At 46.3% G+C, this 19,076-nt stretch carries 20 protein-coding genes and 1 pseudogene; 20 read left to right on the forward strand and 1 reads right to left on the reverse strand.

The genetic code is table 11. The annotated features are described in order from the left end of the window. Positions 1-110: 110 nt before the first annotated feature. The 5 genes from ribD (at position 111) to NSQ39_RS07485 (ending at position 4,050) form a co-directional block, all read left to right on the forward strand. Positions 111-1,199, forward strand: a complete 1,089-nt coding sequence (ribD, locus tag NSQ39_RS07465) for a bifunctional diaminohydroxyphosphoribosylaminopyrimidine deaminase/5-amino-6-(5-phosphoribosylamino)uracil reductase RibD (RefSeq protein ID WP_046129825.1) — start codon at positions 111-113, stop codon at positions 1,197-1,199. Between the two features lie 11 nt (positions 1,200-1,210). Next, complete coding sequence (ribE, locus tag NSQ39_RS07470) at positions 1,211-1,858, forward strand: riboflavin synthase (protein ID WP_175077297.1); 648 nt, start codon at positions 1,211-1,213, stop codon at positions 1,856-1,858. Positions 1,859-1,877: 19 nt separating this feature from the next. Continuing rightward, on the forward strand, positions 1,878-3,074 hold the full coding sequence (locus NSQ39_RS07475; protein ID WP_046129827.1) for a bifunctional 3,4-dihydroxy-2-butanone-4-phosphate synthase/GTP cyclohydrolase II: 1,197 nt from the start codon (positions 1,878-1,880) through the stop codon (positions 3,072-3,074). Between the two features lie 34 nt (positions 3,075-3,108). Next, positions 3,109-3,573: a 6,7-dimethyl-8-ribityllumazine synthase gene (ribH, locus tag NSQ39_RS07480; protein ID WP_046129828.1), complete on the forward strand. Its 465-nt coding sequence runs from the start codon at positions 3,109-3,111 to the stop codon at positions 3,571-3,573. 102 nt (positions 3,574-3,675) lie between these two features. After that, positions 3,676-4,050 (forward strand): GNAT family N-acetyltransferase, encoded by a 375-nt coding sequence (locus tag NSQ39_RS07485; RefSeq protein WP_046129829.1) that lies wholly within the window; start codon positions 3,676-3,678, stop codon positions 4,048-4,050. A gap of 14 nt (positions 4,051-4,064) precedes the next feature. On the opposite strand, the gene NSQ39_RS07490 is transcribed toward NSQ39_RS07485, so the two are convergent. Continuing rightward, positions 4,065-4,589 carry a DUF309 domain-containing protein gene (locus NSQ39_RS07490; RefSeq protein ID WP_175077298.1) on the reverse strand — a complete coding sequence of 175 codons (525 nt, stop codon included), beginning with the start codon at positions 4,587-4,589 and terminating at the stop codon, positions 4,065-4,067. Positions 4,590-4,944: 355 nt separating this feature from the next. Here NSQ39_RS07490 and NSQ39_RS07495 point away from each other — a divergent pair, with 355 nt between their 5' ends. The 15 genes and pseudogenes from NSQ39_RS07495 to NSQ39_RS07565 all read left to right on the forward strand — a co-directional run bounded on the left by NSQ39_RS07495 (position 4,945) and on the right by NSQ39_RS07565 (position 18,968). After that, positions 4,945-5,706, forward strand: a complete 762-nt coding sequence (locus tag NSQ39_RS07495) for a segregation/condensation protein A (protein WP_175077313.1) — start codon at positions 4,945-4,947, stop codon at positions 5,704-5,706. Then, positions 5,696-6,289, forward strand: coding sequence for an SMC-Scp complex subunit ScpB (gene scpB, locus NSQ39_RS07500; protein ID WP_046129832.1), 594 nt, complete (start codon positions 5,696-5,698; stop codon positions 6,287-6,289). Before NSQ39_RS07495 ends, scpB begins: the two co-directional genes overlap by 11 nt. A gap of 102 nt (positions 6,290-6,391) precedes the next feature. Beyond that, entirely contained in the window at positions 6,392-6,880 is a 489-nt protein-coding gene (locus NSQ39_RS07505) for a YpuI family protein (protein ID WP_341014436.1), read from the forward strand. Positions 6,881-6,993: 113 nt separating this feature from the next. Next, positions 6,994-8,145, forward strand: coding sequence for a D-alanyl-D-alanine carboxypeptidase family protein (locus tag NSQ39_RS07510; RefSeq protein ID WP_216899603.1), 1,152 nt, complete (start codon positions 6,994-6,996; stop codon positions 8,143-8,145). Next, the gene (locus tag NSQ39_RS07515) at positions 8,133-8,720 is read left to right on the forward strand and encodes a nucleoside recognition domain-containing protein (RefSeq protein ID WP_046129835.1); all 588 of its coding nucleotides are present in this window, start codon (positions 8,133-8,135) and stop codon (positions 8,718-8,720) included. Before NSQ39_RS07510 ends, NSQ39_RS07515 begins: the two co-directional genes overlap by 13 nt. A gap of 4 nt (positions 8,721-8,724) precedes the next feature. Next, complete coding sequence (locus NSQ39_RS07520) at positions 8,725-9,261, forward strand: spore maturation protein (protein ID WP_046129836.1); 537 nt, start codon at positions 8,725-8,727, stop codon at positions 9,259-9,261. A gap of 162 nt (positions 9,262-9,423) precedes the next feature. Then, the gene (rluB, locus tag NSQ39_RS07525; RefSeq protein WP_175077301.1) at positions 9,424-10,158 is read left to right on the forward strand and encodes a 23S rRNA pseudouridine(2605) synthase RluB; all 735 of its coding nucleotides are present in this window, start codon (positions 9,424-9,426) and stop codon (positions 10,156-10,158) included. Positions 10,159-10,243: 85 nt separating this feature from the next. Continuing rightward, the gene (gene resA, locus NSQ39_RS07530) at positions 10,244-10,780 is read left to right on the forward strand and encodes a thiol-disulfide oxidoreductase ResA (RefSeq protein ID WP_175077314.1); all 537 of its coding nucleotides are present in this window, start codon (positions 10,244-10,246) and stop codon (positions 10,778-10,780) included. Next, on the forward strand, positions 10,780-12,420 hold the full coding sequence (gene resB, locus NSQ39_RS07535) for a cytochrome c biogenesis protein ResB (protein ID WP_175077302.1): 1,641 nt from the start codon (positions 10,780-10,782) through the stop codon (positions 12,418-12,420). Before resA ends, resB begins: the two co-directional genes overlap by 1 nt. A gap of 12 nt (positions 12,421-12,432) precedes the next feature. After that, on the forward strand, positions 12,433-13,608 hold the full coding sequence (gene ccsB, locus NSQ39_RS07540; RefSeq protein WP_175077303.1) for a c-type cytochrome biogenesis protein CcsB: 1,176 nt from the start codon (positions 12,433-12,435) through the stop codon (positions 13,606-13,608). 145 nt (positions 13,609-13,753) lie between these two features. Further along, positions 13,754-14,476: a response regulator transcription factor gene (locus tag NSQ39_RS07545; protein ID WP_046129841.1), complete on the forward strand. Its 723-nt coding sequence runs from the start codon at positions 13,754-13,756 to the stop codon at positions 14,474-14,476. Then, on the forward strand, positions 14,473-16,254 hold the full coding sequence (locus tag NSQ39_RS07550) for an ATP-binding protein (protein WP_046129842.1): 1,782 nt from the start codon (positions 14,473-14,475) through the stop codon (positions 16,252-16,254). The genes NSQ39_RS07545 and NSQ39_RS07550 overlap by 4 nt, the downstream gene beginning before the upstream one ends. A gap of 548 nt (positions 16,255-16,802) precedes the next feature. Beyond that, a pseudogene (locus NSQ39_RS07555) lies at positions 16,803-17,044 on the forward strand (LytR family transcriptional regulator); the annotation flags it as partial. Positions 17,045-17,323: 279 nt separating this feature from the next. Then, positions 17,324-17,908 (forward strand): RNA polymerase sigma factor SigX, encoded by a 585-nt coding sequence (gene sigX / locus NSQ39_RS07560; protein WP_046129843.1) that lies wholly within the window; start codon positions 17,324-17,326, stop codon positions 17,906-17,908. After that, complete coding sequence (locus NSQ39_RS07565) at positions 17,844-18,968, forward strand: hypothetical protein (RefSeq protein ID WP_046129844.1); 1,125 nt, start codon at positions 17,844-17,846, stop codon at positions 18,966-18,968. Before sigX ends, NSQ39_RS07565 begins: the two co-directional genes overlap by 65 nt. Positions 18,969-19,076: the final 108 nt, after the last annotated feature.

The following is a 19,076-nucleotide window of genomic DNA, read 5'->3' on the forward strand; positions in this document are numbered from 1 at the left end:
ATGTAAAAAAACTGTACCGCATAGTTTTATTTCTCATGCATGAAAATCAGACCCCGGAACGAATATTCCGGGGTTTTTTGTGTAAAGCTAAAAAGAAGGGAGGGAATACGATGACGGATGAGCACTATATGAATCTCGCATTAGAGCTTGCAAAGCAGGGCGAGGGCCAGACGCGCGCAAATCCGCTGGTCGGAGCGGTCGTCGTCAAAGACGGACAGATCGTCGGAATGGGCGCCCATTTAAAATACGGTGAAGCGCATGCCGAGGTGCATGCCATTCAAATGGCGGGCCGGCATGCCGAGGGAGCGGTGATATACGTCACGCTTGAACCGTGCAGCCATTACGGGAAAACGCCGCCTTGCGCTGAGCTGATTATTCGCTCAGGTTTGAAGAGAGCAGTTGTTGCAGCCGAAGACCCGAATCCCCTTGTATCGGGAAGGGGAATCAGCATGCTTAAAGAAGCGGGGATCGAAGTCACAACAGGCGTTCTCAAAGAACAGGCGGAAGAGTTGAATGAAAAATTCATGCATTTTATGCGGACGGGAATGCCGTATGTCACCCTGAAAGCCGCGGTTAGCCTCGACGGCAAAACAGCCACGGCCACCGGTGACAGCAAATGGATCACCTCAGAAGAAGCCAGGCTGGATGCACACGCGTACCGGAAAAATCATCAAAGCATTTTAGTCGGCGTAGGCACCATCAAAGCGGATGACCCGAGTCTGACATGCCGCCTGCCCGGTACGGCACATCAGCCGGTCCGTGTAATCCTTGACACGAATTTGACGATCCCGCCTGCAGCGAAAGTCATTCATGACAAAGCAGCGCCTACTTGGATTTATGCAGGCGCCAATGCCGATCCCGAAACCGTCCGGTCTCTGGAAGACAAAGGCGTTCGGGTCACTGTGCTGGACACGGAGACGATTTCCGTGCGCGATGTGCTTTTGCACCTGGCGGAAAACGGCATCACGTCGGTGTATGTCGAAGGAGGATCAACCGTTCACGCAAGCTTTGTCAAAGAAAGGCTTTATCAAGAAATCATCTTCTATCTTGCCCCGAAATTAATCGGAGGGCTCTCTTCTCCCAGCGCCATCTCCGGTGAAGGCTTTCAATCGATGAAAGATGTCCCCTTATTACGATTCACATCCATAACCAAAATCGGCCGGGATTTGAAACTTTCGGCAAAACCTTTAACAGAATAGGGTGGTGACCCATGTTTACAGGCATCATTGAAGAAATCGGAACCATCAAAGACATGAGAAAGATCGGAAACGCCATGTCTTTAGTCATTGCATCGAGGAAGGTGACCGAGGATGTCAAGCTTGGTGACAGCATTGCGGTCAACGGAGTCTGCCTGACCGTCACCGGCTACAAAAAAGATCAGTTCACAGCAGATGTCATGCTTGAAACGCTGAAAGCAACATCGCTCGGCGCTTTAAAAATCGGAAGCTCCGTCAATCTTGAAAGAGCCATGGCGGCAAACGGCCGCTTCGGCGGGCATATGGTGTCTGGGCATGTTGACGGCACAGCTTCCATCGTAAGGATAGAAAAAGCGGAAAACTCCATATACTATGATTTAAAACTGGACCCCGCGCTTGCCAAAATGCTCGTTTTGAAAGGCTCAATCGCAGTTGACGGCGTAAGTTTGACGATATTCGGATTAACGGACGATGAGGTTACGGTTTCGCTCATTCCGCATACGCTCGACGAAACGATTTTTTCCGAAAAAAAGGTCGGGAGCATCGTCAATGTTGAGTGCGACATGATCGGCAAATACATCTACCGGTTTCTCCATCGGACAAATGAAGAAAAACAGACGAAAACAATCACCGAAACGTTTTTAAAGGAAAACGGGTTTTAAACGAAAGGAGGAGCGGCTTATGTTTCATACAATTGATGAGGCCATACACGATCTGAAACAGGGTAAAGTCATCATCGTCGTCGATGATGAAGACAGAGAGAATGAAGGCGATTTCGTCGCGCTGGCTGAATACGCGACACCGGAGGTAATCAACTTTATGGCGACTTGCGGCAGAGGGTTGATCTGTGCGCCGCTCAATGAAGAGATCGCTTCAAGGCTCGATCTGCATCCGATGGTGGACGAGAATACCGACTCCCACCACACCGCTTTTACGGTCAGCGTCGATCACCGCGATACAAAGACGGGAATCAGCGCCCAGGAACGGTCATTGACCGTAAAAGCCCTTATCGACAGACACGGGCGTCCCGAAGATTTTAAAAGACCCGGCCATATCTTCCCGCTGATTGCGAAAAAAGGCGGGGTATTAAAAAGAGCGGGGCACACGGAAGCAGCGGTCGACCTTGCCGAGGCATGCGGTTCCGTACCGGCAGGCGTCATTTGTGAAATCATGAATGAAGACGGGACGATGGCAAGGGTTCCCGAATTGAAAAAAATCGCCGATCAGCACGGCTTGAAAATGATTACGATTAAAGATTTAATCAAGTACCGCTATAGCAGGGGAACGCTGATCAACCGCGAAGTAAGCATTACGCTTCCGTCCGATTTCGGGACGTTCAAGGTGTTCGGCTACACGAACGACATCGATCAAAAAGAGCATATCGCCCTTGTAAAAGGCGATGTCCCGTTTGACGATGAGCCGGTGACAGTCCGCGTTCATTCAGAGTGCCTGACAGGCGATGTGTTCGGTTCGCACCGCTGTGACTGCGGTCCGCAGCTTGCCGCAGCGCTTTCGCAAATTGAAAAGGAAGGGCGCGGCGTGCTCGTTTACTTAAGACAGGAAGGGCGAGGCATCGGCCTGATCAATAAGCTGAAGGCGTACAAGCTTCAGGAAGAAGGATACGACACGGTCCAGGCGAACGAACAGCTCGGTTTTCTGCCCGATTTAAGAAATTACGGAATCGGCGCCCAAATTCTGAGGGATCTCGGCGTGAAAAACATGAAGCTTTTGACGAACAACCCGAGAAAAATCGCAGGGCTTGAAGGATACGGCTTGACGATTGCTGACAGAATACCGTTGCAGATGGAAATGAAGAAAGATAACGAAAACTATTTGAAAACGAAAAAAACAAAATTAGGGCATTTGCTTCATTTTTAATATAAAAACATTCACAAAAAAGGACGGGATTCATATGAATAAAATTGAAGGCCATGTAATTGGAACAGATTTGAAAATCGGTATCGTTGTTTCAAGATTCAATGATTTTATTACGAGCAAACTGTTAAGCGGGGCGGAAGATACGCTGATAAGACACGGGGTTAAATCAGAGGACATTGATGTTGCTTGGGTTCCCGGCGCATTTGAGATTCCATTGATCGCAAAAAAAATGGCTGAAACGAAAAAGTACGACGCCGTGATCACGCTTGGAACGGTGATCAGAGGTGCGACAAGTCATTATGATTATGTGTGCAACGAAGCGGCAAAGGGAATTGCGCAGAGCAGCATGTCAACGGGCGTTCCGGTGATCTTCGGCGTGCTGACGACAGATACGATCGAACAGGCTGTTGAACGGGCTGGAACAAAAGCCGGAAACAAGGGCGCCGAAGCCGCCGCAGCGGCGATTGAGATGGCGAACCTGACCCGGTCGCTTCATTAATTCCCGAAAAAGAGTTTAAAAAGGTTATAAAAATGTTTATAATGTGATGTGAAGCGACCAGCCTTCGTTAAGATCCACATTTTGATATATTGAGGGGTATTTATGTTAATTCGTTATAAAAAGTCATTCGAAAAGATTGCGATGGGTCTCCTTTCGTTCATGCCGAATGAGAAGGACGTCAAGCAGCTTCAGCAGACAATGAAAGACTATGAAACGGACACTGACAGACAGCTGTTCCTCTGGAAGGAAGACGAGGACATTGTCGGCTGTGTAGGGGTTGAAAAAAAAGATGAAGAAGTTGAAATCAAGCATATCAGTGTCAATCCGTCTCACCGTCACCAAGGAATCGGCAAAAAGATGGTTTCCGCCCTTTCACAAATGTTTGAACCTAAACCGCTGGTTCCGAATGAATTAACAAAAGGATTCTTTAAACGCTGTCAGGATCACGAAAATGAAGACATCACATACAACAAATGAGCAGAGGCGATTCATTAGCCTCTGCTCTTTTTTCGCCGTGCGATTTCCTTCTCCCTTTCAGCAAACACTTCTGTCCGGTCTCTCAGCCTGTGTTTATGAATTAGGAAATCATCCGTCATTCGGCTGTTTTGCCCCCAATGATAGGATTTCCGCCCGCACTCTCTCAGGCAGGCTTCGATCAGCGCTTCATCTGTGATGGGGAGCATGATGCTTTCGTAAGGCGAACGTGCTTCTATATGCTGAAGAGTCTCCCGCAGAAGGCTGACCAAGCGCTCATGATCTAAGCCGAGAGACTCGACTGCAGCTTTTTCGGCTTCAAGAATACGGAGGCTGTTTGCCATCAGCCTCTCCGCTCCTGTGAAATTGTTTCTCCGCTGATGATAGAGGGCGACGGCAAGCTGAATCAAGCCGACCCAATATATTTTCCGTTTTCCCGGAGGATCCTTTTTCCAATGCTCCTCCAAAATTTCATGGCACTCAAAATAATCCCTCGCGCCATGAAACTCGGTTAAGTAATCGATATAGCTTTCAGGATACATCTGACATCCTCCTTTTACCCTTCCATTCAAGTGTATCACAGAGAAGAGACGGAGGAAAAATCACGCCTGCACCCCGGCAGATGAAAAGCATGAGCGAACGGAATTAACAGATCCAGACGCTCCAACAGAATGACAATCAAAGCGAATCCTCCGCCGCAGGCGTTGGCTCCCGTGCTGTTTTCTCCTATTCCATCAACGATTTTACACGGTTATTCTATGTGTGTTTATCTCAATCTGTATAGACAGAAGCCGTCGTTTCTTAAATTATATTGGACTTCATGCAGACGCGTAATTTATACTTAAGGGTAGCCAGTTTGAAGCCGGCTTAGAAGCGATTTGAAAATGGTGAGAAATGATCATGGAATATCAGGTGAAGATCGAGGCGTTTGAAGGACCTTTAGATTTGCTTTTGCACTTAATCAACCGGCTCGAAATCGACATATATGACATACCTGTTGCGAAGATAACCGAGCAATATTTATTATATGTGCACACGATGCGCGAGCTTGAGCTTGACGTGGCAAGCGAGTATTTGGTGATGGCCGCCACTCTTCTCAGCATTAAAAGCCGGATGCTTCTCCCGAAACAGGAGGAGGAACTGTTTGATGAAGAGATGATGCTGGAAGAAGAAGAGGATCCGAGAGACGAATTAATCGAAAAATTGATAGAGTATAGAAAATATAAAAGCGCTGCACAGACTTTAAAAGAGCGCGAAGAGGAGAGGCAAAAATCGTTTGCCAAACCTCCGAGCGATTTAAGCGAATACGCCAAGGAAGTCAAATTAAGCGAACAGAAGCTCTCTGTTACGGTATACGACATGCTCGGCGCGTTTCAAAAGGTGCTGAACCGAAAAAAAATCAGCCGTCCTTCGGAAACGAGAATTTCCAGGCAGGAGATTCCGATCGAAGAACGGATGACCCAGATTGTCGAATGCTTGAAATCGTCGGGGAAAAGAATGCACTTTATGGAATTGTTCCCTTTCGAACAAAAACAGCATTTGGTGGTGACATTTTTAGCGATTTTGGAGCTGATGAAAAATCAGCTGATCATTATTGAACAGGAACGCAATTTTTCCGATATTTACATAACAGGGAGTGAAGCGATTCATGACGCTTGATATCGTGAATTGGAAGGCTATCGTTGAAGCTTTGCTGTATGCGGCGGGAGACGAGGGACTCACCAAAAAACAGCTGCTGTCCGTGTTGGAGGTTGATGAAACCGAACTTCGGGATATCATGCTGGACGTCAAAGAAAGCTACGAAAAAGAAGACAGAGGCATAGAGCTTGTCGAATACGCAGATACGTACATGCTTTCAACAAAAAAAGACTTTGCCGTCTATTTAAAAAAATTGATCGAAGCCCCGTCAAAAGGACTTTCCCAGGCAGCCCTCGAGGTGCTGGCGATCGTTTCCTACAAACAGCCGATTACACGAGCCGAAATAGAAGACATCAGAGGAGTCAAATCAGAACGGATTCTTCAAAGTCTTGTCGCAAAAGCGCTTTTGTGCGAAGTCGGACGTGCGGATGGTCCCGGCCGGGCGATTTTATACGGAACGACCGAGACGTTTCTTGAGCAGTTTGGCTTAAAAGCGATCGAGGAGCTTCCACCTCTGCCTGAAAACGTCGAAGAAGACGGGGTTCAGGAAGAAGCCGATTTGTTTTTTGAGAATTTCAATCAAACGTTTGAAGATATAAAATAGATTCACGTTATGTCCGAAGTATGATAATATATATTATCGTATTTTTTATGTTTATTTGAATACGATTGTAACAAAGCAATGAGGGGAAGGTTGCCGACAACAATGGAACATTCAATGGCAAGAGCCCAAACCGAACAGGCGCAAAAATTTTTATCACAGGCCGTTCAGGCGTTGAGCGCATTTTTAAATGATACAACGCTCGCATCATTGGAAAAGGAAGAGCCGGGGCGAGGTGATTATTACCGCGAGATCCTCAGCAATTTAAGGAGGCTTTCGGTTTACTGTGAAGAAGGGCTTGAGGCCTGCCGCATCAGGCTGCAGCAGGAGCCTTTTCAGGATGCTGCTGCCGAAAGGATGCTCTATCAGATTTATCATCGATGCATAGAAGAATTTTTTACGCCGAAAAAAGATACGTGGTACGAAGACTCTAGAGCAGCGTATACGGGGAAAAACGCCATTCGCTTTCGCGAACCGGCACCAGTCTCATTAAAGAATTTGATGGCTTCTCTTGAAACCGGATATCAATCGATGAGAGAAGAATTGGAATACTACGGGACGGACTATCGGATGAAAATGGTTCAATCCAGATAAAAAGAAACTCTCCCTTTGCGGGGGAGTTTTTTTGCGGAAATCGGACAATTGATGTTCATAACTGTAAGACAAGCGCATAAACTTGTACAAACCACAGGCAAGGACGTGAGAAAATGCGCTTTCTAAAACGAGCTGCAGCAGTGTTCATCACGTTTTCTCTTTTTTTCTCTTCGCATCAAAACAGTAAAGCAGAGCCCTTCATCGATGTCAGCGCAAAAAGCGCGATTATCATCGACGGGAACTCCGGAAGGGTGCTATTTGCAAAGGATGAGCATACAAAACGGCGCATTGCCAGCATCACGAAAATCATGACAGCCATTTTAGCGATAGAGTCGGGAAAAATGGAGGAGACGGTAACGGTCAGTGACAGAGCGGTCCGGACTGAAGGGTCTTCCATCTATTTAACAAGCGGGCAAAAGGTAAAGCTCAAAGACCTCGTATACGGTTTGATGCTGAGGTCCGGAAACGATGCGGCCGTTGCGATCGCCGAGCATATCGGCGGAAGCCTGGAAGGTTTCGTCTATATGATGAATCAAAAAGCGGCAGACCTCGGCATGGAAAACACCGTTTTTCATAACCCGCACGGACTTGATGACCATAAAGATCATTATTCAACCGCTTACGATATGGCGCTTTTAACGAAATACGCGATGACGAATAAGACGTATCGGAAGATCGCAGGCACGAAACGGTATAAAGCGGAAACGATGCAAGGCATCTGGAAAAACAAAAATAAGCTCCTGACCGGTCTTTACCGGTACAGCACCGGAGGCAAGACGGGCTATACAAAGCTTGCGAAACGGACGCTCGTATCAACCTCATCCAAAGACGGAACAGATCTGATCGCCGTCACGATAAACGCACCGGACGATTGGAACGATCACATCGCGATGTTCAACTATGTGCACGATCATTATAAAACCTATGTACTCGCCAAAAAAGGCGACATCCCCGAACTGAAGGATACGTTTTACGGAACGAAAGCATTCATTAAAAGGGATGTTACATATTTGTTGAATGATGATGAAAAAGAAGACGTGAAGATCGAGACAAAGCTTCTTGAGCCGAAAAAGAAGTGGCGGAAAGACAAACGGGCGATTCCGGACATCGTCGGCGAAATGAATGTGAAGCTGGGCGGAGAAACGATCGCAAAACTGCCGGTTTATTACGAAAACGAGCGGAACAAAAAACCGAAAAAATCGTTTATGGAAACCTTTCAATCCGTATTTAAAAAAGTCGCGGGCGGTCCGTCATGGTCAATATAATCTGGGTAGCTTTAACCGTTATCGGCCTTGTTTTCGCGCTTATAAACGGAACGGTTCAGGAAGTCAATGAGGCCGTCTTCAAAGGTGCTAAAGAGGCGGTCACGATCGCGATCGGACTGATGAGCGTCTTGGTATTTTGGCTGGGGCTGATGAAAATAGCCGAACAAGCGGGGCTTCTCGAAAAATTCAGCCGCATGTGCCGGCCGTTCATCTCGAAGCTGTTTCCGGAGATTCCCCCGGATCATCCGGCGATGGGGTACATTTTATCGAATTTAATGGCCAATTTTTTCGGGTTGGGAAACGCGGCGACGCCGCTCGGCATTAAAGCGATGGAACAGATGAAATCGCTGAACCAAAACCGGTCTGAGGCAAGCCGCTCGATGATTACGTTTTTAGCGGTGAATACTTCAAGCATCACCCTCATTCCGACGACGGTGATCGCCGTAAGAATGACGTATGACGCAAAAGCGCCGACAGATATCGTCGGTCCGACGATTTTAGCCACGCTCATTTCAGGAATCTTCGCCATCATCATCGACAGGTATTTTTATTATCGAAGAAACAAAAAGGGGTGAGCATTTGGAGTTCATCAATTGGCTTTCTTTAGCCCTTATTCCGTTTATCATCGCCTCGATTCTTTTATATGGCACGTGGAAAAAAGTCCCGACGTATGAGGCCTTTGTCGAAGGGGGAAAAGAAGGAATCCAAATCGCGTTTTCCATCATCCCGTACCTGGTCGGAATGCTTGTTGCGATCACGGTCTTCCGGGCTTCCGGAGCGCTCGATTTTTTTATGGATCTCTTAAAGCCCGTTTTTTCAGCCATCGGAATTCCGACGGAGGTCGTGCCGCTTGCTTTGATCCGGCCGATATCGGGGACGGCCGCTCTTGGCATGACGACCGATTTAATCGCTGTCCACGGACCGGACTCTTTTATCGGCCGGCTTGCTTCCGTGATGCAGGGATCGACGGATACGACCCTATACGTCCTGACCGTCTATTTCGGAGCGGTTGGAATCAAAAAAATGGGGGATGCTTTAAAGGTGGGACTGCTTGCCGATTTAGCGGGGATCATCGCATCCATCATCATCGTGACGCTACTGTTTGGAAGCGCCTGAAAAAGGGCGCTTTTTTTTCTTTGTTAAAACCGTTTTACTTTTTGCGTAAGAAAGGATACATTTAAGTGCGGAAGCTGTGCTTTTTAAGACATGCTGCCTGCACAAAAGGCATGCTTGTTTGTTCGTTTGGAAAAAAGTAAGATAATACATGAGGTGAAAGATATGGAACGACTTCAAAAAGTAATCGCTCACGCCGGAATTGCGTCGAGAAGAAAAGCGGAAGAGCTGATAAAAGAAGGAAGAGTGACCGTCAATGGCAAAACGGTCAGAGAGCTCGGCACCAAAGTGACAAGCTCAGACCGCATTGAAGTGAACGGAATCCAGCTGGAAAGCGAAGAACCCGTTTATTTTCTCTTTTATAAGCCGAGAGGCGTGATTTCAGCGGTCAAAGATGATAAAGGCCGGAAAGTGGTAACCGACTTTTTTCAAGAGATCCCGCAGCGCATCTATCCGATCGGGCGTCTTGATTATGATACGAGCGGACTGCTCCTTTTAACAAATGACGGCGAATTCGCCAACAAGCTCATGCATCCGAAATATGAGATCGATAAAACGTATGTGGCAAAACTAAAAGGAATTCCCGAAAAAGAACACTTAAAAAAACTGGAGCGCGGCATCCGGCTTGAAGAAGGCAAAACCGCTCCTGCAAAGGTCAAGCTGCTGTCCATCGACAAGAAAAAACAGACAAGCATCGTCCAGATCACGATTCATGAGGGGCGAAACCGCCAAGTCCGCAGGATGTTTGATGCGATCGGCCATGAAGTGCTGAAGCTGAAAAGGGAAGAATATGCTTTTTTAAACCTGCAAGGCTTAAAAACGGGAGAAAAGAGAGAGCTGACGCCTCATGAAGTGAAACGGCTCAGAGCAATGGCGGAGCACGGGAAACACGCTTTCTAAATTTTCACACAACCTTCAAAAAAGGAAAAATGTGTGTCAGTTTAGAGGTGCTATAATAGTACTGAGTGTCTAAATGAGGGGGCGGATTATGAAAAAAAAGCGTTTTTACATTCGGACAGTCATCCTTCTTGTGCTGCTGGCTGCGCTTGGCTATACGCTATACAGCGCTGTATTCGATGATAAAGAGAGCGTAGCGGCAGGAGAGAAGGCTCCCAACTTTTCGCTTGAGGATGTTAACGGCAACCGTCTGAAACTGAGTGATCTCAAAGGCAAAGGGGTGTTTTTAAACTTCTGGGGAACATGGTGTGAGCCGTGCAAAAAGGAATTTCCATATATGGCGAACCAATATAAGGAGTTCAAAGATCAAGGGGTTGAAATCGTCGCAGTAAACGTCGGGGAATCAAATCTGGCCGTCCGTAACTTTATGAACGAATACGGGGTCAATTTTCCGGTCGTCCTTGATAAAGACAGGCAGGTTTTGGATGCTTATGATGTCACGCCGCTTCCGACTACATTTTTGATCAATCCGGACGGAAAGATCCTAAAGGTTGTGACAGGCACTATGACAGAGAGCATGATCCATGATTATATGAATATGATAAAACCTGAGAGGTCTTCATGATGAAAGAAATCAAATGCGAGTGCGGGCATGTGAATCCGCTTGGGACCGTTTTGTGCGAATCGTGCGGAAAGCCGCTGCAAAAGCAGGATGCAAAATTGCTGGACATGCGGTATGACGGGAGCGCGAGACGTTCACAAACGTATAACAAAACGATCGTCGATAAAATCTGGAACTTCTTTTCCTCTGTAAAGGTAGGCGTCTGGCTGATCGTCATTACCTTGACGGCATCGGCTTTCGGAACGATTTTTCCGCAGGAGATATTTTTGCCGCCGGGAGCGCAGGCTGATACATATTATAAGGAACAATACGGACTGATTGGACAAATCTATTATACTCTAGGATTTCATAATCTATACGGTTCCTGGTGGTTTATTATTCTGGTCGCCTCAATCGGCGTATCATTGGTCATCTGCAGCCTTGACCGGGTTGTCCCGTTATACAGGGCCCTGAAAAATCAGGGGGTCACCCGAAACCCGAACTTTATGGAGAGACAGAGGCTGTTCAGCCGGACGGAAACGGAGCTTTCCGAAAAAGTCAGAACGGACATCATCGAGAAATTGAAAAAAAAGCGCTACCGGGTAAAAGAGGAAAACGGCAATCTGTTTGCCGAAAAAGGCCGCTTTTCGAGATGGGGGCCATACGTCAATCATATCGGGCTGATCATTTTCCTCATCGGCGTCATGCTCCGCTTTGTTCCGGGCATGTACGTCGACGAAAATCTCTGGATCAGAGAAGGGGAAACCGCTCCGATCCCTGGAACAGACGGGCAGTATTATTTGAAAAGCAACAAGTTTACGAAGGAAATGTACAACAGCGAAAATGAGAAAAAGGTATTTTCAGAGGCTATCAACAAAGCGGGAGACGGGATGGTCGCCAAATCGTATCAAACCGATGTCGAGCTGTATGAAAGAAAAGACAGCAGTCTGCCCGGCGAATCGCCAAAGTTAAAAAAGGTGAAAAACGGCAAAATCAAAGTCAATGAGCCGCTGAAATTCGGTTCTTATGCACTTTATCAGCTCACCTACAAAGAAGGCGAGCTTAGCAAAATGGTGTTTCAGCTGATCGAAAAAGACACGGGGAAATCGTTCGGGAAGGTGTCAATCGATCTGTTCGAACCGAAGCAGGACTATGATCTTGGCAACGGTTACAAAGTGCATCTGGCAAGCTATCTTCCGGACTTTTATTTCAATAAAGACGGAGAGCCGAGCACAAAAACGAGAAACCCGAACAATCCGGCTTTTGTTTTCCAGATCAGCGCTCCTGACAAGCCCGGCGGGGAGAAAAGCTTTGTGGCGATTCAGGAGACGATAGAAGGATCTAAAGACAACAAATATAAAATGAAATTTGACCATGTAGAAACAAAGAACCTGTCGGGTCTGACGGTCAGAAAAGATTTGACGCTGTGGGTATTGATGGTCGGCGGCGCAATCTTTATGATCGGGGTCATTCAAGGAATGTACTGGCACCACAGGCGGATTTGGCTGCGTTCGATAGACGGGGATGTGCTCGTCGCCGGCCACACGAACAAAAACTGGTACGGACTGAAAAAAGATCTGCAGGCCGTACTGGCCGATACGGGAATATCCGAACCGGCTGATCAAAAAGAACTGTTCAAAGAAGAAAATAAACGGCCAGCATAGGGAGGGGTTTTCATGGCAGAGCTCAGCGGGAATTTATTGTACGCGGCATTTCTTTTGTATCTGGCTGCGGTCTTCTTTTTTGGGGGCTCGATCAGAAGCAAAACATCCGCGCCGAAAAAAAAGAATCGATGGGCGTCGATCGCCGTCTTGATTACGATCTCAGGATTTGTATGCCAACTCGGTTATTTTATCGCGAGATGGATCGTGTCCGGTCATGCGCCGGTCAGCAACCTCTTTGAATTTACAACAGCTTTCAGCATGATGCTCGTTTTGGCGTTCATCATCATCTATTTTATTTACAAGTTATCAGCTTTAGGGTTGTTTACGCTCCCTGTCGTGCTGCTTTTAATCGCATACGCCAGCATGTTCCCGACCGATATTACACCGCTGATTCCGTCCTTGCAAAGCAGGTGGCTGTACATTCACGTAACGACGGCAGCGCTTGGTCAGGCGATTCTTGCGGTCAGTTTTGTCGCAAGCGTCATTTTTCTGCTCAAGCATGTGGATCAGTCGAATCCCGGCAGAAAAACGTTCTGGCTCGAATTCGTAATGTTTATGCTTGTTGCCACCCTGGCGTTTATCCTTGTGACAAGTGCATTCAGAATCGGCGGCTATGAGGCAAAGTTTAAGTGGATAAACAAAGAGAATGTAGAAGAAACGATGGTCTATGAGCTTCCGCCGCTTATCGGACCGAACAAAGGCGAGCTGTTGACAGAGGGGAAAATGGAGCCGATCGTCAATGTTCCGCCGATATTTTCCGGCAGGAAATTAAATACCGTCCTCTGGTCGTTTGCTGTAGGAATCTTGCTTTACGGCGCCATCAGACTGATCGCGAGAAAACGGATCAGCGCGCTCCTTCAGCCGCTGGTGAAAAACGTCAACCTTGATCTCGTCGATGAAATCGGCTATCGGTCGGTATCGATCGGCTTTCCGGTTTTCACGTTGGGCGCGCTCATTTTTGCGATGATTTGGGCGCAGATTGCCTGGACCAGATTCTGGGGCTGGGACCCGAAGGAAGTATGGGCGCTCATTACCTTTCTGTTTTATGCCGCCTATCTGCATCTCAGGCTTTCAAGAGGATGGCACGGAGAAAAATCAGCCTGGCTCGCTGTCATCGGTTTTGCCATCATTATGTTTAATCTTATTTTTGTAAACCTGGTGATCGCAGGTCTGCATTCCTACGCATGATCCCTCGTGTTAAGGAGGTTCGGGATCATCCTTGAACCTCCGGTATTTTTAGGCGTTCAAACGTTGGAAAGCAAATCTCACTTGGATTACAGCAGCTTTTCTACTAAAATGAATGTAAGAAGATTCAATTTCGGGAGGTTTACCGATGGAACAGACAAAAGAGACAAAAATATTAGTAGTAGATGATGAGGCAAGAATCAGACGTCTATTAAAAATGTATCTCGAAAGGGAAAACTACAAAATTGAAGAAGCCGAGAACGGAGATGAAGCCATCGATAAAGCTCTTGGCCAGCATTACGACTTGATCTTGCTTGATTTGATGATGCCGGGTACGGACGGCATTGAAGTATGCCGTCAAATTCGCGATAAAAAAGCAACGCCGATCATCATGCTGACGGCGAAAGGGGAAGAAGCCAACCGGGTGCAGGGCTTTGAAGTCGGAACGGATGACTATATCGTGAAACCGTTCAGCCCGCGGGAAGTCGTGCTGAGGGTTAAAGCGCTTCTTAGGAGATCATCGCAAACCTCTTATCTCAATACGGATACGACGGCAAAAAATGTGCTTGTTTTTAACCATCTGTCAATTGATCATGACGCCCACCGGGTCATGGCGGACGGAACCGAAGTCAGCCTGACGCCTAAGGAATACGAGCTTCTCTACTTTTTGGCGAAAACGCCTGACAAAGTATACGATCGGGAAAAGCTGCTGAAGGAAGTTTGGCAGTACGAGTTTTTCGGGGATTTAAGAACGGTAGATACTCATGTCAAACGTTTACGTGAAAAGCTGAACAAAGTCTCTCCGAAAGCGGCCAAAAAAATCGTGACGGTCTGGGGTGTCGGTTACAAATTTGAGGTCGGAAACGAATGAAGTTTTGGAAAAGCGTCGTTGGTAAACTATGGTTTACCATCCTTCTCTTAGTCTCATTAGTTCTGATTATTTTAACCTTTTTTCTGCTTGAATTTATCGAAAACTATCATGTCCAGGAAGCCGAGGCGGATTTGACGAAGCTCGCCAACAAAGTGGCTGTCATTATTGAAAACCATGACGATCAGAAAGTCGCCAGATCGATCACCTGGGAGCTTGCTGACGAGATGACAGCGATCGCCATCATTAAAAACGAGAACGAATATTGGTATTCGCCGAATCAGGATAAAAAGCTGTCTTCCATTACGCTGAAGGAGATCAAAGGCGACCCTGATTTAAGCCGCGCGCTCGCCAATCATGAAAAGGTGCAAAAAAGGCTGTCCTTGAAAAACCAGAAGAACGACCAGCTGATCGTCGGCGTGCCTTATGGAAAAGGGAAGGGTGAAGGGATGGTGTTTCTTTCCCAGTCGCTTCTCGCGGTCAAGGATACGACAGAACATACGACAAGATATGTTCTCTTTGCCGCTGCGATCGCCATCGTGTTAACGACGTTCTTCGCTTTCTTCCTGTCAAGCCGGGTCACCTATCCGCTCAGAAAAATGCGGGAAGGCGCTCAGGACCTGGCAAAAGGAAAATTTGATACGAAAATCCCGATCTTAACACAGGATGAAATCGGGGAACTGGCCATCGCTTTTAACCAGATGGGACGTCAGCTTAAATTCCACATTACGGCTTTGAATCAGGAAAAAGAACAATTGTCAAATATTTTAAGCAGTATGGCTGACGGGGTCATCACCATCAACATCGACGGAACGATCCTTGTTACAAACCCTCCTGCCGAACGGTTTTTGCAGGCATGGTATTATGAGCAGCACATGAATGTAAAGGAGGGGGATGAACTTCCTCCTGAAGCGCGGGAGCTGTTCCAAAACACCGTCAGCACGGAAAAAGAGCAAATGATCGAAATGACGCTGCAGGGAAGAACGTGGGTGCTGTTAATGAGCCCGCTCTACAATCAGTCCCATGTGCGCGGAGCGGTTGCCGTTCTGCGGGACATGACCGAGGAAAGGCGGCTCGATAAGCTGAGAAAAGACTTTATCGCCAACGTCAGCCACGAATTGAGGACGCCGATCTCAATGCTCCAAGGATACAGCGAAGCGATCGTCGATGATATTGCGAGTTCCGAGGAAGAGAAAAAGGAAATTGCCCAGGTCATTTATGACGAATCGCTGAGGATGGGGAGGCTTGTCAACGATCTGCTCGACCTCGCAAGAATGGAAGCAGGGCATATTTCATTAAACGTTGAAAACGTGGATCTCCGGGAGTTTTTCGAAAGGGTGTTCAGAAAGTTTTACGGCGTAGCCGCAGAAAAAGAGATCAGCCTTACCCATCACCTGGATTTGCACGAAGCCAAATTCATGTTTGATCCGGATAAAATGGAGCAGGTGCTGACCAATTTAATTGATAACGCCATCCGTCACACCAATCCAAACGGGAACGTCCACGTTGATGTCCAATCCGTCGAAAGCGGCTTGAAAGTCGCCGTGAAAGACTCGGGCAGCGGCATTCCCGAGGAAGATCTGCCGTTTATTTTCGAGCGTTTTTATAAAGCGGATAAAGCGAGAACGAGAGGAAAAGGCGGAACAGGCCTCGGACTTGCCATCGTCAAAAATATTGTCGATGCCCATAACGGTTCGATCACCGTCCACAGCAAGCTGAACGAAGGCACGGCATTTACGTTCTACATTCCAAGAAAAAAGAAAGATGCTGGCCAAATTTGACGAAGAATATTGTTCCATAAGAAACAGAGAGCACCTGTTCATCCAGAACAGGTGCTCAGTCATTCGGAAGCAAACCATGCAATTTGATGGAAAAGTAACTTCCCCATAATGGACGTATAGAACCTAGGTTGAGAGTTAGAACCAGGAAGCAGCATGTTAGTCATCAAAAGCATAAATGCCTGTTTGTTAACTCGGGCGGAAAAACATTTAATCTAGCAATACTGAATGCAGGGGAATTGTTGCAGAGACCGTAGATGTCCAACAGTTTCCGGCGGAAAGAATATAGGAAAGTACTTGGAGAATTGTTCGGATAAACGAAGCAAAAACATATGCCGGTGGGGTCACTAATGAATTTATCATAGTGAAGACGGTCATGAAACTAAAATAATAAATATCTAACAAATTTAAATTGTTGAGTAATGAGCTGTAATATATACATAAGAGATATCTAGATAAATATAAAGCATGAGACAGGGAATGATGATTTTTTGTGGATAAAATCAGAATACTGCTTATTGAAGATGATGAACCGATTGCCCTGCCTTCATAAGGGATTAACAAACTATTAAGAGATTTTAACTGCATTAGAAAAAAACGTAAAAACGAACTTGACGCTGGACAACATGATCGATATCAAAGCTCTTATAAAGAAGCTGCTAAGGATATTAAACAATTCGAAATTGAAGGTGAAGATAAAAAAATTGATGGCTTATGGTTCCATGTTGTAACCGACGAAAAGAGAAAGGAGATCTCGAAAAAGCTTCGCCGGCAATTGAACTTAAAATCATAGCACGATGAAAATCAGTCAATCTCAGGAAGAATTAACCTTATTTGCTGTCAAGATCAACAACGCCGTCCGCAAGAACAAAAGCCTAATTGAAGGGCGGTTGTAATCGTTGGCACCTGTTCATTTAGAGCAGGTGCTTTTATAATGTGGTATAGTTAAATTTTAGTTTAACTTTAGGGAAATTCCCTTCCCATTTTCATATTTTCGTAATATAGTTGTAATAGTTGTAATGTAACTTTTTATGATTGACAAACGACAATAAATTGAACGGAGGGGTTTCAAGTGGAAGAAACCTTTCAGAAAATATATGATACATATCACCAAGATTTATTTCAGTTTTTATTTTATATGGTAAAAGACAAAAGCCAGGCTGAAGATTTAGTCCAGGAAGTCTATATCCGCGTTCTGCATTCGTATGAAACATTTGAAGGCAGAAGCAGCGAAAAAACATGGCTTCTTTCAATCGCAAGGCATGTCGCCATCGATTGGTTCAGAAAACAGCAGACGATCCGCCAGCGGATCATGGGGACGTTTGACTGGGAGAAGCAGGATGTAAAAGACCGGCAACCCTTGCCTGAGGACATTTTGATGCAGAATGAAAATCTTAATGAAATCTTTAAAGCGCTTGATAAATGTACATTGGATCAACGATCTGTCATCGTGCTTCGGTTTATTCAAGGGTATTCGATTGCAGAAACAGCCCAAGCTTTACATTTTTCTGAAAGCAAGGTGAAAACGACTCAGCATCGCGGTCTGAAGGTACTTCGCAAACAGATGGAGCTTTTGAAGGAGGAGCAAAGGAATGAAGAAGTCAGAATGGAACGAAGAACGGCTAAAGATGTTACTAAGCCAACTTCCAACGGTTAAGGATGATCGTTCACCGTATCAAATCTATCAAAAGCTGCTTCACGCACAGCCGAAAAAAACTCCCTCAAAAAAACGGTTCGGGGCATTTGCTGCATCAGTTTGCGTTCTCTTTCTTCTTATGCTGATAACTCCTCAATTGGTTGACCAGACAAAGCAAAACGGTGAAAATCCTGACATTGCTTCCGGCAGCCAAAGCAAAGTGGAAGCTAAGCATAAGGAAACGAAGACGGCTGCCGACCGGTCTGAACCCGCAAATACATATGTCGTTCCAAGCGATCAAAAAGACAACTATATCACCTTTGCATTTCCCGATGATTCGAAGTCGGTCGTCGTGCCGGTCAGCATTAGGAAAAAAGCCGGCATGAAGACGGTTGAAGACGCGCTCAACGAATACGCCCGGCTTGATGCCGATCAGTTTGAGCCATTGGACACATCTTATTTTCAACATGTGACATTCAGTGAGCAAACGGAAAGCCACTCGGTCACCCTGCAAGTGAATAAGGACATTTCCGGAATCTCCACGGACGATTTCGAGCTGATGAAAGAAGTGATTAATGAAACCTTTAAATGGGGTTCCTGCGACACTGTTCAGTTTGTCTCAAACGGCGAACCGGGCGTTACTATTGATTCATACGGACTTCTTATGGATCTGTCAATCGAGCAGAAGACCAAAAGGGGCTATTTCCTATATGAAGATTCTGACGGTGAGCAGTTTCTTGTGCCGTCACGCGAATCGTATCAAAGTATAAATGAAGCGATCAGCCAGATGCAGCACGGAGAAAGCGGCTCTCATATCAAATCCATTTTATCGGGCGACCGTGCGATTCAGGCTGTTGAAGAAAACGGAAAAGAGCTGATCATTCGTTTTTCACCGTCTGCGGACATTCAAAATCAATCCGATGATATTTTAATGCTGGAAGGCCTGCTCCTGACGGCAAAAGATTTCGGCTATACAAAAGTAAAATTTACGAATGCGAACACCGATAAGATCGGCAGCTATGATTTGACAAAATCGATTCCCGTTCCGTACGCGCCGAACCCGATTACGATAAAAGGCTGAAAAAGAGACTCTGATGAGGAGTCTCTTTTTTGATGAATAAAATGTATAAAATACCGTCATTTGGAATTATACTAAGCTGTCGTAAAAGAAAGCTAAAACAGCCGGCAC

The organism is Bacillus sp. FSL W8-0848 (assembly GCF_038007805.1).
GTDB lineage: Bacteria > Bacillota > Bacilli > Bacillales > Bacillaceae > Bacillus > Bacillus glycinifermentans.

Bases quoted from the DNA above. Each gene is read 5' to 3' on its own strand.
- NSQ39_RS07510 (WP_216899603.1), top strand. From the start codon at position 6,994: ATGCGCTTTCTAAAACGAGCTGCAGCAGTGTTCATCACGTTTTCTCTT.
- ribD (WP_046129825.1), top strand. From the start codon at position 111: ATGACGGATGAGCACTATATGAATCTCGCATTAGAGCTTGCAAAGCAG.
- NSQ39_RS07490 (WP_175077298.1), bottom strand. From the start codon at position 4,589: ATGTATCCTGAAAGCTATATCGATTACTTAACCGAGTTTCATGGCGCG.
- NSQ39_RS07515 (WP_046129835.1), top strand. From the start codon at position 8,133: ATGGTCAATATAATCTGGGTAGCTTTAACCGTTATCGGCCTTGTTTTC.
- NSQ39_RS07505 (WP_341014436.1), top strand. From the start codon at position 6,392: ATGGAACATTCAATGGCAAGAGCCCAAACCGAACAGGCGCAAAAATTT.
- resB (WP_175077302.1), top strand. From the start codon at position 10,780: ATGAAAGAAATCAAATGCGAGTGCGGGCATGTGAATCCGCTTGGGACC.
- ribE (WP_175077297.1), top strand. From the start codon at position 1,211: ATGTTTACAGGCATCATTGAAGAAATCGGAACCATCAAAGACATGAGA.
- scpB (WP_046129832.1), top strand. From the start codon at position 5,696: ATGACGCTTGATATCGTGAATTGGAAGGCTATCGTTGAAGCTTTGCTG.
- NSQ39_RS07485 (WP_046129829.1), top strand. From the start codon at position 3,676: ATGTTAATTCGTTATAAAAAGTCATTCGAAAAGATTGCGATGGGTCTC.
- NSQ39_RS07545 (WP_046129841.1), top strand. From the start codon at position 13,754: ATGGAACAGACAAAAGAGACAAAAATATTAGTAGTAGATGATGAGGCA.
- ccsB (WP_175077303.1), top strand. From the start codon at position 12,433: ATGGCAGAGCTCAGCGGGAATTTATTGTACGCGGCATTTCTTTTGTAT.
- NSQ39_RS07550 (WP_046129842.1), top strand. From the start codon at position 14,473: ATGAAGTTTTGGAAAAGCGTCGTTGGTAAACTATGGTTTACCATCCTT.
- NSQ39_RS07565 (WP_046129844.1), top strand. From the start codon at position 17,844: ATGAAGAAGTCAGAATGGAACGAAGAACGGCTAAAGATGTTACTAAGC.
- ribH (WP_046129828.1), top strand. From the start codon at position 3,109: ATGAATAAAATTGAAGGCCATGTAATTGGAACAGATTTGAAAATCGGT.
- rluB (WP_175077301.1), top strand. From the start codon at position 9,424: ATGGAACGACTTCAAAAAGTAATCGCTCACGCCGGAATTGCGTCGAGA.
- NSQ39_RS07475 (WP_046129827.1), top strand. From the start codon at position 1,878: ATGTTTCATACAATTGATGAGGCCATACACGATCTGAAACAGGGTAAA.